Raw genomic sequence first — 13239 nt, forward strand, 5'->3', positions numbered from 1 at the left:
GTTCAGCGATAAGGGCTTAGGGTGGGGGACCCATGAACCGGATTCGCTTTACATCCTTGTCTGCGCTTGCCCTTGCCCTGGCGGCTGGGTGCGCATCCATGCCGGCCTTCGCGCAGAATGAGATCGTCGCCAGGCCCAATCCCGACGCCGACCTGCTGGCATCGGAGATGCGGGTTCTGGCCCAGAATCCGCGCGACCTGCGCGCGCTGCTCTCGGCCGCGGCGATCAGCACGCGGTTGAACGACACGTCCGCCGCGCTTGCCTTCTATGCGCGCGCCGAGCAGGTCGAGCCCGACAATCCGCGCATTTCCGCGGGGCGCGCAGCTGTGCTGGTTCGAATGGAGCGGCCGGGCGAGGCGCTGCGCCTGTTCGACACCGCCGAGCGGCTGGGCCTGCCGATGGCTGAATATGCCTCCGATCGCGGGCTGGCCTATGACCTGATGGGCGCGCCGCACCTTGCCCAGCGTGAATATCAGCAAGCGCTTCGCCGCGAAAAGGATGACGAGACCGTGCGGCGCTATGCGCTGTCGCTCGGCATCACCGGCAAGAGCGACGAGGCGATGCGCGAGCTCGAGCCGCTCCTGCGGCGCAGCGATCGCGCGGCCTGGCGCGCGCGTGCGTTCATCCTGGCGATGAATGGCGATGTGCCCGCGGCGGACCGCATCGCCCAGAGCATGATGCCCGCCAACATGGGGGCCGCGCTGGGACCGTCCTTCCGGCGTCTGCAGGGCATGTCGCCGGGCGACCGCGCCTTTGCCGTGCATTACGGCCAGATGGGTCGGACGACCGCACGGATCGCCGATGCGCAGATGGCGCCCCGGCTGGCCCCCTATGTTCCCGACCAGCGGCCGGTACAGATGGCCTCGGCGGCGACACCGGCGCAGCCCGCGCGCACCGCTCGACGCGGGGCCGAACAGCCCAGTTCGGTCGAGGCTGCGCGGCCGGCCAGGGGACGAGAGCGCGCGTCGCGTCGCGGCCGCGCCCAGCGCGAGGTGGCGGCTGCGCAGCCGGCGCCGACCCCGGCTCCCGCGCCTGTCCAGATGGCCGCCGCCGAGCCGCCGCTCCCGGCACCGCCGCGCTATGTCCAGCCGACGGAAATCGTCCAGCCGATTCCGACGCCCGCGCCCACACCCGCTCCGGTTGCAGTAGCGTCGCGCCAGCCGCATCGCGCGCCGGCCTGGCCGGCGGGGCGTGAGACGGTGCAGCCGACCACCCCGGTGGCGCGGGACCCGGTCCGGCTGGCCTCTTCGACCATCGTCCCGGCCCCGGCCTCCAGCCGTCCATCGGCCGCAGCCGCGCCGCGCGTCGGCGCGGAGGACAATCTGCTTGCGAGCATCGTCGACGGCATCGCTGTCCCGGAAAATGAGCGCGAGGTGGTGGCGTTGCCGGCACCGGCAACGCGAGGCACCGTGACCGCACGGACTGTCACGGCGTCACCGGCGCCTGCGCGATCGAAGCCGGTCGCTCCGGTCGCGGCACCGAAGCCCAAGCCCGCCGAAACCAGGGGCAAGCCCGCGGCACGAGCGGGCGACAAGGCTGACGAGACCGCGGACACGGCCAAGGGCAGGAAAAAGGAGCCGGCCAAGCCGAAGCCCAAGGTCGAGCCTGAACCCAAGCGGATCTGGGTGCAGGTCGCGGGCGGCGCCAATGAGGACATGCTGCCCGGTGCGTGGCGGCAGCTTGCCAAGAAGGCACCGGCGGCGTTTCGCGGTCGCTCCGCATGGTCGGCACCGCTGCGCGCAACCAATCGCCTGCTGGCCGGACCGTTCAAGACTGCCGCGGAGGCGCAGACCTTCGTCAATCAGTTGAAGAAGGAAGGCATGTCCGCCTTCGTCTTCACCAGCGAGGCGGGCCAGAAGATCACGAAGATCGCGCTCTAGTGACCGAACGGGCCCCTTGGGCATGCACCCCTGATCGTAGCCGCGGTCGCCTTCATCCCGAAGGCGACGCCAGGGATGTGCGCGGTCCGCGCGACGCTTTCCAGCGCGACCGGGATCGCATCATCCATTCGATCAGCTTCCGGCGGCTGCGCCACAAGACCCAGGTTTTCATGGCGCCTGACGGCGACCATTTCCGCGTCCGGCTGACCCACAGCCTGGAGGTCGCGCAGATTGGCCGCACGATCGCACGGACGCTGGGCCTGAACGAGGATCTGACCGAGGCATTGTGCCTTGCGCATGATATCGGCCACCCGCCATTCGGTCACGCGGGCGAGGATGCGCTTCAGCATGCGCTGACCGCGCATGGCGGGTTCGACCACAATGGCAATACGCTGCGGCTGCTGACCGAGCTGGAACGGCCTTACCCCGCATGGGACGGGTTGAACCTGACCTGGGACACGCTGGAGGGGCTGGCCAAGCACAACGGGCCGATCGCGGAGCCGCAATGGGCGCTGGCCCGTGCGGATGCCGCGTTCGACCTGGAACTGAACAGCTGGCCGTCGCTGGAGGCGCAGGTCGCCGCGCTGGCGGACGACATCGCCTATGACAATCACGACATCGATGATGGTCTTCGCTCGGGATTGCTGAGCTTCGACCAGTTGCTGGCGGTGCCGATGATCGAGGCCGGATGGCGCCGGGTCGAGGCGCGTTTTCCGGGCGTGTCGGCCAAACGGCTGGTGGGCGAGCTGATCCGCTCGCAGATCGGCGAGATGGTCAACGACCTGATCGCCGCGACGCGCGAGCGGGTGGCTGCGTCCGGGGTCGAGACGGTCGATGACGTGCGCGCGGCGGGCCGGGCACTCGGCCAGTTTTCCGACGAGATGCGCGACGCCGAACGCGGGCTGAAGCGCTTCATGTACGCCAACCTCTATCATCACCCCAGCCAGATTGCGGCGGGGGAGGCTGCCCATGCCGTCGTCGCCGGACTGTTCGAGGGCTATGCCGCCGATCCGGGGCTGATGCCGGCGGAGTGGCGCGACGCGCTGCCCGAGGCGGAGCCCGAGCGGAGCCGGCACATCGCCGACTTCATCGCCGGCATGACCGACCGCTATGCCATTCGCCGGTTCGGCGAAATCGGCGGCAAGGTGGATTTGCCGGACGCCTTTTGAACCCGGGCGATCGGCCGGTGGCTCGCCGATGACGGGATGGCGACCGTCATCGACGAGCCGGAGATGATCAGCGCGCGGCGAGCTGGCCGTTGCGATCCTTGCGCGCGGGGACGTCGAACGCGACGCGCGTGCTGTTGATCACACCCTTCACGCGCGTGCCGCGGACTTCGAGATAGATGCGACCGCCCGGGGCGCTGGTGCCCTCGATCACGGTCAGGTCACCGACCTTCTTGGTCGAATAGGTGTAGCTGATGCCGTCGTTCACGAAGGTGACGGGTTCGCTGGCGGCAAGCGCCGGGCTGGCGAAGGCGAGCGTGGTGGCGGCAGCGGCGAACAGGAACTTGGACATGATCTTCTCCCTCGTTTCGATGAGAGCCAGACCTGCATCCTCTTCTGAGCAAAGAATGCTGCACCGCAACATATGCGGCAAACGCAAAGCGCGATTCTAGCGAATGCAGATTTTGCAATCGTCAGGACGTTACAGGCGTGCGGCGGATCGTGCGGCTGACACACTTTCGCGACAGTCGGCGCCTATACCATTCGGAAATCGAGGAATGGCCATGTCGGATGCCAATATTGCCTTGAACCGCTTCGGGCTCGGTGCGCGCGCCGGGGATACGCCTCCGGACAAGCCGAAGCGCTGGCTGGTCGATCAGTTCGAAAGCTATGACGCCAGGCCCGCCGCGATCGCGGCGTTGCCGTCGACCAGGGACATTGCGTCCAACATCCTCGCCTACCAGGTCGAGTTGCGCGCGATCCGTCAGGCCGGCAAGCCGCAGGACGCCGCCCCGCCACCCGTGCCGGCCATATCCAGCCGGCCGGCGGGTTACTCGCCCCCGCGCGGCGACATGGCGATGGTCGACATGGCGCGCGACCTGGAAAAGGAGGTGGCCAGTGTCACCGAGGACCCGGCCCGTGAAGCGCGAAGACGCGCCCAGCGCCAGGCGCGGGATATGCTGGCTGGCGCCATCACGGCGCGATGTGCGGTGGCGCTCGAGACCCCGGCGCCGTTCGTCGAGCGGATGGTCCATTTCTGGGCCAATCATTTCGCGGTGTCCGCCGATCAGCTGAGCGACATCTATCTGTCAGGACAGCTCGAGTTCGACGCGATCCGGCCGAACGTGCTTGGCACGTTTCGCGACATGCTGTTCGCGGTCGAACGTCATCCAACCATGCTGCTCTATCTCGATCAGGCGCAGTCGATCGGGCCCAATTCCCCCGCCGCGCAGCGGGCCGCCGGACGCGGTAACGGGCGACGCGCGGGTCTCAACGAGAATCTCGCACGCGAAATCCTCGAACTCCACACGCTGGGGGTCCGCAGCGTCTACACGCAGGGCGATGTGACCGAATTCGCCCGCGCGATGACGGGATGGACCGTCGTCGGACTGGGCCGGGCGCGCGATGCCGACGGAACAGGTTCACCCGGCGATTTCCGGTTCATGGCGCGATATCACGAGCCGGGGCCGCGCACCCTGCTTCGCGTTCAATGGCCGCAGACCGGCGAAGACCAGGCGGCGGCGATCCTTGATTTTCTCGCATCGCATCCTGCGACGGCGCGACATGTGGCGACCAAGATCGCGCGACATTTTGCCGGAGACGACCCGCCTGCCAGCCTGGTCGGCAAGCTGGAGCGCAGCTTCCTGGCGAGCGGTGGCGATCTGCCGCATCTCTACCGGACGCTGATCGAGGCACCCGAGGCGTGGACGCCGAAGCCGGTCAAATTCCGCACGCCCTGGGAATGGACGATTGCGGCCTGGCGGGCGCTGGGCGTCTCCGACCTACAGCCCGGCCCGACGCAGAGTTTGCTGGCGCAGCTCGGGCAGCCCGTCTGGAAGCCCGGCTCCCCTGCCGGCTGGGAAGACGTTGCGGAAAGCTGGGAAGCGCCCGACGCGATCATGCGCCGTGTCGAGGCGGCCGAACGGTTCGCACTTCGTACGCGCGATACGCTCGATGCGCGGGTTCGCGTCGCCGAACTGTTTCCCGGCGCGGTCACGCCCGGCACGGTACAGGCGATCGCGCGCGCAGAGAGCCCGGCGCAGGGCGTCGCGCTGATGCTCGTGTCGCCCGAATTCATGCGGAGATGATCATGACCGCCCTGTTGACTCGCCGCAGTTTCGTCACCGCCGCCGGGACCCTGGTTCTGGCATCGGGCCTTGGCGGGACGATGGCCTTTGCCCAGGCGCCGACCGAGCGGCGCTTCGTCTTCATCATCCAGCGCGGCGCGGCGGATGGCCTCGGCACGCTTGCGCCGGTCGGGGATCCGGCCTTCGTGTCGCAGCGCGGGGTGCTGGCGCAGGATTTCGACGATGCGCCGAAGCTGGACGGGATGTTCGCCCTGCATCCGGCGATGACCCAGATCGCCGGGCTGTACGCGGCGAAGGAGGCGTTGTTCTTTCACGCGGTCGCATCGCCCTATCGCGACCGATCGCATTTCGATGGCCAGAATATCCTCGAGACGGGCGGGACCAGCGCCTATCAGTTCAAGGATGGCTGGCTGAACCGGATGCTGTCGATCATACCGGGTGATGATGCGAAGGCGATCGCGCTGGCGGCGACGGTGCCGATGGCCCTGCGCGGCCCGGTCGAAGTGGCCAGCTATGCGCCCAGCTCGCTGCCCGACGCGTCCGACGATCTGATGGCGCGGGTATCGGCGATGTACCAGGGAGACCCGAAGCTGCACGAGGCGTGGGAGCAGGCCATCGCAACCCGGATGCTGACGGGTGACATGACCGGCGACAAGGGGCGCAACGCCATTGCGATCGGCACACTGGCTGCGAAGATGCTGGCCGCCGACACCGGATCGCGGGTCGCCATGATCGAGACCGGCGGCTGGGACACTCACGCGGGTCAGCGCGGGCGGCTGGCGGGCCAGCTGAGAGGCCTGGACGGGATGATCGGTGCGTTGAAGGTCGGGCTGGGTCCGCAATGGGCGAACACCATGGTGGTCGTCGCGACCGAGTTCGGTCGGACTGTAAAGGTCAATGGCACCCAGGGGACCGATCACGGCACCGGATCGGTGGCGATGCTGTTGGGCGGGGCGGTGAATGGCGGGCGGATCGTCGCGGACTGGCCGGGCCTGTCCGACGCCGCGCTCTACGAGGGGCGCGACCTGAAGCCGACGACGGACTTGGATAGGGTCATCGCCAGCGCGATCGCCGGCCACTACCGGATCGATGGCGCGAAGGCCGCGACGACCCTGTTTCCCGAGATGCAGCGGGTGGCGCTGATCGAGGGGCTGGCCCGGGCATAGGCCGATCGGCATGGCGGGGTGACGCGGTGGCGAGGTTGGGCTAAGGGCGCGACTTCCTTCCGACCACTGGATCCGCAATGACGCTTTATACCCGTTTCGCTGCCCATCTCGACGCTGCCCTCGATGCGCTGGTCGCATCGGGCGACCTGCCGGCGGGACTGGAGCGACGCAGCGTCACCGTGGAGCCGCCGCGGGATACCAGCCATGGCGACCTGGCGACCAACGCCGCAATGGTGCTCGCCAAGCCCGCGGGCACCAATCCGCGTGCGCTGGCCGAGAAGATCGTCGCCGAATTGAACAAGATCGACGAGGTGACCGCCGTCTCGGTTGCCGGGCCGGGCTTCATCAACCTGACGCTGGCCGAGGATGCCTGGCGCGGCGAGATCGAGGCGATCCTGGCGATGGGCGATCGCTATGGCCGTTCGGACGCCGGCAAGGGCGTGACCGTCAATGTCGAATATGTCTCGGCCAATCCGACCGGTCCGATGCATATGGGCCATTGCCGCGGCGCGGTGGTCGGCGACGCACTGGCCAGCCTGCTCGAGTTCATCGGCCACAAGGTGGTTCGCGAATATTATGTCAACGACGCCGGCGGCCAGGTCGACGTGCTCGCGCGCTCGGCGCACCTGCGCTACCGCGAGGCGTTGGGCGAGGCGATCGGCGACATCCCCGAGGGCCTGTATCCGGGCGATTATCTGAAGCCCGTCGGCGAGGCGCTTGCGGCACGCTATGGCGACAAATATGTCGGCCAGAGCGAGAGCGCGTGGCTCGTGCTGTTCCGCGAGGAAGCGGTCGCGGCGATGATGGAGCTGATCAAGGCGGATCTCGCGCTGCTCGGCATCCACCATAACCTGTTCTCGTCCGAGGCCGAGCTGCAGGCGGCGCGCAAGCCCGAGGCAGCCGAAGCGTGGCTGCGCGAGCGGGACCTGGTCTATGACGGCGTGCTGGAAGCGCCGAAGGGCGAGACGCCCGAGGATTGGGAGCCGGTTCAGCTGCCGCTGTTCCGCGCGACTCGGTTCGGCGACGACCAGGATCGCCCGATCAAGAAGTCGAACGGCAGCTGGACCTATTTCGGTGCCGATCTCGCCTATCATTTCCAGAAGGCCCAGTCCGCCGATCAGTTGATCGACATCTGGGGCGCCGATCATGCCGGCACGGTGAAGCGGATCGTCGCGGCGGTTCAGGCCCTGACGGACGGCAAGACCCGGTTCGACGTTAAGCTGGTCCAGATGGTCCGTCTGTTGCGCGACGGCGAGCCAGTGAAGATGTCGAAGCGGGCGGGCAATTTCGTCACGCTGGCCGATGTCGTTCGCGAGGTGGGCAGGGACGCGGTTCGCTTTACCATGCTGACGCGCAAGGCCGACGCGCAGATGGATTTCGACTTCGCCAAGGTGCAGGAGACGTCGAAGGAAAATCCGGTCTTCTACGTCCAATATGCAAATGCCCGGGTCCATTCGATGCATCGCAAGGCGGCGGAGGCGGGGATCGTATGCGCCGATGCCGACCTGTCGCTGCTCGATACGCGCGAGCTCCAGGTCGCCAAGCTGGCGGCGCAGTTCCCGCGCGTGGTCGAGGGGGCGGCAGGCGCGCGCGAACCGCATCGCATCGCCTTCTACCTCTATGACCTCGCGGCCGAGTTCCACTCGCTCTACAATCTCGGCAACGATCATCCCGAGCGGCGCTTCGTCCTGGCGGACCAGCCGCAGCTGACCTGCGCACGGCTTTATCTGGCGCGCGCGATCGGGCAGATCGTTCAGAACGGGCTGGGCGTCATGGGCGTCGACGCCGTCGAGGAAATGTAAGGGAGACGCGCGATGCGCTCGGAACTCGGCCCCCGCGATGACGGCTATCTTCCCTGGCTGGACACGGTCGAGGAAGAGTATCGCGAAAAGCCCGGCATCGGGCGGGTCGTGCTGCTGGCGCTGCTCGGCATCGCCGTGATCGGTTCGGTGATCGCGGTCGTCTGGTGGCTCCAGAACCAGGGCGGGCAGCAGGGCGACGGCCAGCTGATCGAGGCACCCCCCGGCGACTATAAGGTCAAACCCGACGACGTCGGGGGGATGAAGGTCGACGGGGAGGGCGGCACCGCCTTTGCCACGGGCGAAGGTGCGATCGTCAACGCCAGTATCGATCCCGCCCGCGCGCCCGAGGCGCCGATCGACGTGCAAAAGGCACAGGCGCCGAAAAGCCGCGCAGCCCCGGAGGCGCGCAAGGCGAGCGTGGCGGTGCCCGCGGGCGCGGCGGCACTCACGGCACGGGCGCCCGGCGTTCGCGCCGCGCCGGCGGCGCCGGCCAGCGGGAGTTCGGTGGTGCAGCTCGGCGCCTTTCCGGACGCCCAGCGCGCCGAGACGGCGTGGCGGGCCCTGGCGGACAAGTTCCCGGCACTCGCCAGGCTGGGCAAGTCGGTGGAGCGCGCGGAAAAGGACGGCAAGCCGATCTACCGGTTGCGCGTCAACAGCGGCAGCACGACCCAGGCTCGCGAGATCTGCGCCAAGCTGCAGGCAGCGCAGACCAGCTGTTATGTGGTGAATTGAGCCGGAAGCGGCGACGGAAATCCTCCCCCTGTCGCCGAGGATTTGATAGAGCCGGGGCATGAAGCCCGTCATTTTCGGCGTTTCCGGCCTAGACCTCACGGCCGACGAACGCGATTTCTTCCGTGATGCCGACCCGCTCGGCTATATCCTGTTCAAGCGGAACTGCGGCGATCGCGCGCAGATGAAGGCGCTGACCGACAGCCTTCGCGACCTGTCCGGTCGCGCCGACGTGCCGATCCTGATCGACCAGGAGGGCGGCCGGGTCAGCCGGATGGTGCCGCCCGAATGGCCCGATTTTCCCGCCGGTGAGGTGTTCGGCCGGCTCTACGACGTGGCGCCGATCTCCGCGATCGAGGCGGCACGCGCCAATTATCACGCGCTGGGCCTGATGCTGGCGGAGGTCGGCGTCAATGTCGACTGCGCGCCGCTGCTCGACGTCGTCCAGCCGGAAGTGACCAAGGCGATCGGCGACCGCGCCTTTGGCGGCGAGCCGATGCGCGTCGCCGCGCTCGGCCAAGCAACGGTCGAGGGTCTGCGCCGCGGCGGCGTGGTCGGAGTCGTCAAGCATATGCCGGGTCATGGCCGCGCGCTGGTCGACAGCCATTTGGAACTGCCCCGGGTCAGGGCGGATGCGAACGCGCTGGAAAGCGATATCGAGCCGTTCGCACGGCTCAGCGATGCGCCGATGGGCATGACTTGCCATGTCGTGTTCAACGCCTGGGACGCGGAGCGCCCCGCCACCCTGTCTCCCAAGGTCATCGCCGAGATCATCCGGGGGCGTATCGGGTTCGACGGGCTGCTGATGACCGACGATATCGACATGAAGGCGCTGTCGGGAACGCCGGGCGAGAAGGCCGGGCAGGCGCTGGCCGCCGGGTGCGACGTGGTGCTCGATTGCTGGGCGCGGATGGACGAGATGATCGAGATCGCCGGGCTGTTGCCCGATGCGAGCGCCGCGTGCCTGGCGCGGCTGGAGGGGGCCATGGCCACCATCGCAGGCCCGCGCGAGCCGGCGGCGTTCGCGGAACTGATCGCCAAGCGAGATGCCCTGCTGGCGCTTGCCTGACGGACCTGCTTAACAGGAGCGCATGACAGGGGAAGCGTCGGACACGCTCAAGATCGATATCGACGGCTGGGAAGGGCCGCTCGACCTGTTGCTGACGCTGGCGCGCAACCAGAAGGTCGATCTGCGGCAGATCTCGATCCTGGATCTGGTCGAGCAATATCTGAGCTTCGTCAACGAAGCCCGTGAGCTGAAGCTGGAGCTTGCCGCCGACTATCTCGTGATGGCGGCCTGGCTGGCCTATCTCAAATCGGCGCTGTTGCTGCCGCGCAATCCCGAGGAGACGCCAAGCCCCGAAGAGCTGGCGCTGCGCCTGCAGCTGCGGCTGGAGCGGCTGAACGCGATGCGCGAGGCGGGCGCGAGGCTGGTGGCGCGCGACCGGACCGGCCGGGACGTATTCCTGCGCGGCGCACCGGAGGGGCTGAGGGTGCTGCGCAAGGCGCGCTGGGAGGTCGAGATCTTCGACCTGATCGCCGCCTATGGCCGGATCAGCGCGCGTACCCGCCCGGTGATGCATATCGTCGCGCAGCGCGACGTGATGACGCTGGACGAGGCGATCGAGCGGGTGGGGCGGCTGGTGGGCAGCCGGATCGACTGGAGCACGATCGAGACCTTCCTGCCCGAGGGGGCCAGCGGCACCTATCGCAAGTCGGCGCTGGCATCGTCGTTCGTCGCGGCGCTGGAACTCGCGCGCCAGGGGAAGCTGGAGCTTCGCCAGAAATCGCCCTTTGCGCCGCTCTATCTGAAGGGCTGCGACGCGTGACGCCGCCCGACGACCTTATCCGCGCGGTCGAGGCGGTGCTGTTCGCGTCCGAACATCCGATGACGCTGGACGAGATCCGTGCCCATGTCGGTGCCGATGCCGATGTCCGCCGCGGCGTCAGCGAGGTCGAGCGGCTTTATGCCGGGCGCGGGATCGAGCTGGTCCGTCGCGGGGATCGCTGGCATTTCCAGACCGCGGCCGACCTGGCGCATCTGCTGCGCCGAAACCGCGAGGAAAATCGCAAGCTGAGCCGGGCCGGGATCGAGACTCTGGCGATCATCGCCTATCACGAGCCGGTGACGCGGGCCGAGATCGAATCGATCCGCGGCGTCCAGATCTCGAAGGGAACGATCGACGTGCTGATGGAGTCGGGATGGGTGCGTCCCGCAGGCCGCCGCGAGGTGCCGGGGCGACCGCTGACCTATGCCACCACCTCCGGCTTCCTCACCCATTTCGGCCTGACCAGTCGCCGCGACCTGCCGGGAATCGATGACCTGCGCGCAGCCGGGCTGCTGGATCCGGTCGACCTGGCATTCGAGTCGCTGGACCTCGCGGAGGGCGACCAAAGCGGGGTCGAAAGCGAAATTGTAACAGAGGACGAATAGGCCCCGCCCGTTCCGGGGGCGGTGCGCATTGATACCGCCATTGCTGGATCGGGGGCAGCGGCCTAAATAGGCACTGAATCGAGGAGAATTCCCATGGGCAGTATGAGCCTCATGCACTGGTTGATCGTTGGCGTGCTCGTGATCCTGCTGTTCGGCGGATCGCGGTTCTCCAACATGATGGGCGACGTTGCCAAGGGCATCAAGCAGTTCAAGAAGGGCATGGCGGAGGACGACGACAAGCCGGTCGCGCCGACGCAGATCGAAGGCAAGGCGGCTCCGGCGCCCGGTGTCGAGCAGGAATCCGTGCGGACTGCCGAGAAGCAGTAAGCGTTTCCGCCGCGCGGTGCTTGACCGTCGCGGCGCTTTTTTCAGTTGATCGGATAGCAGCCCTCGATGTTGGACGTCGCGCCTACCGAATTGCTGTTGGTGGCCGTCGTGGCGCTCGTAGTGATTGGCCCCAAGGATCTGCCCAAGGCGATGCGCGTGGCCGGAAAATGGATCGGCCGCGCGCGCGGCGTCGCGCGTCAGTTCCGCAGCGGCATCGACACGATGATCCGCGAATCGGAGCTGGAAGAGCTGCAGAAGCAATGGGCAGCGGAGAATGAACGGATCATGCGCGAGCATCCGCCCGAACAGGCTCTGCCTCAGCCCTATCTCTCTCCCGAGCAGCAGGCGCTGAACGAGCAGCCGGGCGAGCCGGTGCTGGTCGAGCAGCCGGAGATCAAGGACGCGCTGGCGACGCCGGTGGAGGCCGAGTCCTCCGCTGCGGCTCCCGTATCGGAGCCGGCGCCCGCGCCGATCGCACTCGACAAGGGCGTGTCGCTGGAAGACAGCATCCCGCCCAGTATCCTGGAGCCGGCGCAACCCGCCGCCGAACCGGAACCGGACGCCCCCAAGGCGAAGGCGCAGTCGTGAAGGAACTGGACGATACCCAGGCGCCGCTGCTCGACCATCTGATCGAACTGCGCCGCCGGCTTCTCTGGTCGGTCGCGGCGATCGTGATCGCCTTTGCCGGCTGTCTCTATTTCGCGCGCGTGATCCTCAGCGTGCTCGTGGCGCCGTTGAAGGCTGCCGGGCAGCTGACGATCATCAATACCGAAGTGTTCGGCGGCTTCCTGGTGGAAATCAAGGTGGCGTTCTTCGCCGCGCTGATGATCGCCTTTCCGGTGATCGCGAACCAGCTGTGGCAGTTCGTCGCGCCGGGCCTCTATCGCAAGGAAAAGCGGGCGCTGTTCCCGTTCCTGCTGGCGACCCCGGTCTTGTTCATCGGCGGTGCATCGATGGCCTATTTCATCGCCATTCCGGTGGCGCTGAAGTTCCTGCTCGCCTTCCAGGGCGACCTGGGCGGGGTGACGCAGCAGGCGCTGCCCGATGTGAACAGCTATTTGAAGTTCGTGATGCAGTTCATCTTCGGCTTCGGGCTGTCCTTCCTGCTGCCGGTGCTGCTGATGCTGCTCGAGCGGGCCGGGATCGTGACGTTCGAGCAGTTGAAGGGGGCGTGGCGCTATGCGGTCGTCGGCGCCTTCGCGCTGTCCGCAGTGCTCACGCCGCCCGATGTGGGATCGCAGCTGCTGCTCGCGGTGCCGCTGTGCGCGCTCTATTTCCTGGCGCTTCTCGCGATCTGGTTTACGCGGCGGCGCGAGGCGAAGCAGGCCGAGAAGGAATCCGCCGCATCCTGATATGAAAAACCCCTCCGCGACGGGAGGGGTCTTTCGTACCGCAACCGGGACGGCAGCCTTACTTGGCGTCATCCGCAGTATTGGCAACCGTATCGCCTGCCGACGAAACGTCCCGGCCGACGCCTTCGATCGTGTTGCAGGCAGAAATCGCGAACGCACAGCCAAGCGCGGCGAGGGTGAGAATCTTGCGCATTTCCAGTCTCCATTGAGCCGTTCCGAAACGGTCTCCGGAAAAAAGCATCGCGCGTGAAATCGTTCCGCAGCCGATCGCTTTGCCGGACGCTGATGAAGATGGG

General features: G+C 67.4%; 14 protein-coding genes. 12 read left to right on the forward strand and 2 right to left on the reverse strand.

Annotated elements, in window-relative coordinates; all coding sequences use genetic code 11:
* Positions 1-98: 98 nt before the first annotated feature.
* Together TPR58_RS03085 and TPR58_RS03090 are read left to right on the forward strand one after the other, a co-directional pair.
* Complete coding sequence (locus tag TPR58_RS03085; protein WP_346245150.1) at positions 99-1880, forward strand: SPOR domain-containing protein; 1782 nt, start codon at positions 99-101, stop codon at positions 1878-1880.
* A complete protein-coding gene (locus TPR58_RS03090) occupies positions 1880-3049 on the forward strand; it encodes a deoxyguanosinetriphosphate triphosphohydrolase (RefSeq protein ID WP_346245151.1) in 1170 nt (389 codons plus the stop codon). The genes TPR58_RS03085 and TPR58_RS03090 overlap by 1 nt, the downstream gene beginning before the upstream one ends.
* A 67-nt stretch (positions 3050-3116) precedes the next feature.
* Here the strand turns inward: TPR58_RS03090 and TPR58_RS03095 are convergent, their stop codons facing one another.
* The gene (locus tag TPR58_RS03095) at positions 3117-3398 is read right to left on the reverse strand and encodes a hypothetical protein (protein WP_346245152.1); all 282 of its coding nucleotides are present in this window, start codon (positions 3396-3398) and stop codon (positions 3117-3119) included.
* Positions 3399-3609: 211 nt separating this feature from the next.
* Here TPR58_RS03095 and TPR58_RS03100 point away from each other — a divergent pair, with 211 nt between their 5' ends.
* From TPR58_RS03100 to tatC, 10 genes are all read left to right on the forward strand, one after another.
* Positions 3610-5133 carry a DUF1800 domain-containing protein gene (locus tag TPR58_RS03100; RefSeq protein WP_346245153.1) on the forward strand — a complete coding sequence of 508 codons (1524 nt, stop codon included), beginning with the start codon at positions 3610-3612 and terminating at the stop codon, positions 5131-5133.
* 2 nt (positions 5134-5135) lie between these two features.
* Positions 5136-6299, forward strand: a complete 1164-nt coding sequence (locus TPR58_RS03105; protein WP_346245154.1) for a DUF1501 domain-containing protein — start codon at positions 5136-5138, stop codon at positions 6297-6299.
* A 77-nt stretch (positions 6300-6376) separates the two neighbouring features.
* On the forward strand, positions 6377-8101 hold the full coding sequence (gene argS, locus TPR58_RS03110) for an arginine--tRNA ligase (RefSeq protein WP_346245155.1): 1725 nt from the start codon (positions 6377-6379) through the stop codon (positions 8099-8101).
* Between the two features lie 12 nt (positions 8102-8113).
* Positions 8114-8833, forward strand: coding sequence for an SPOR domain-containing protein (locus tag TPR58_RS03115; RefSeq protein ID WP_346245156.1), 720 nt, complete (start codon positions 8114-8116; stop codon positions 8831-8833).
* 58 nt (positions 8834-8891) lie between these two features.
* The gene (gene nagZ / locus TPR58_RS03120) at positions 8892-9899 is read left to right on the forward strand and encodes a beta-N-acetylhexosaminidase (protein ID WP_346245157.1); all 1008 of its coding nucleotides are present in this window, start codon (positions 8892-8894) and stop codon (positions 9897-9899) included.
* A gap of 22 nt (positions 9900-9921) precedes the next feature.
* Positions 9922-10659, forward strand: coding sequence for a segregation and condensation protein A (locus TPR58_RS03125; RefSeq protein WP_346245158.1), 738 nt, complete (start codon positions 9922-9924; stop codon positions 10657-10659).
* Positions 10656-11264: an SMC-Scp complex subunit ScpB gene (gene scpB / locus TPR58_RS03130; RefSeq protein ID WP_346245159.1), complete on the forward strand. Its 609-nt coding sequence runs from the start codon at positions 10656-10658 to the stop codon at positions 11262-11264. Before TPR58_RS03125 ends, scpB begins: the two co-directional genes overlap by 4 nt.
* 93 nt (positions 11265-11357) lie before the next feature.
* Positions 11358-11591: a twin-arginine translocase TatA/TatE family subunit gene (locus tag TPR58_RS03135; protein ID WP_346245160.1), complete on the forward strand. Its 234-nt coding sequence runs from the start codon at positions 11358-11360 to the stop codon at positions 11589-11591.
* Between the two features lie 66 nt (positions 11592-11657).
* The gene (gene tatB / locus TPR58_RS03140; protein ID WP_346245161.1) at positions 11658-12179 is read left to right on the forward strand and encodes a Sec-independent protein translocase protein TatB; all 522 of its coding nucleotides are present in this window, start codon (positions 11658-11660) and stop codon (positions 12177-12179) included.
* Complete coding sequence (gene tatC, locus TPR58_RS03145) at positions 12176-12943, forward strand: twin-arginine translocase subunit TatC (RefSeq protein ID WP_346245162.1); 768 nt, start codon at positions 12176-12178, stop codon at positions 12941-12943. The genes tatB and tatC overlap by 4 nt, the downstream gene beginning before the upstream one ends.
* Before the next feature lie 58 nt (positions 12944-13001).
* On the opposite strand, the gene TPR58_RS03150 is transcribed toward tatC, so the two are convergent.
* The gene (locus tag TPR58_RS03150) at positions 13002-13136 is read right to left on the reverse strand and encodes an entericidin A/B family lipoprotein (RefSeq protein WP_346245163.1); all 135 of its coding nucleotides are present in this window, start codon (positions 13134-13136) and stop codon (positions 13002-13004) included.
* Positions 13137-13239: the final 103 nt, after the last annotated feature.

It is taken from the genome of Sphingomonas rustica (assembly GCF_039652585.1).
Taxonomy (GTDB): domain Bacteria; phylum Pseudomonadota; class Alphaproteobacteria; order Sphingomonadales; family Sphingomonadaceae; genus Sphingomonas; species Sphingomonas rustica.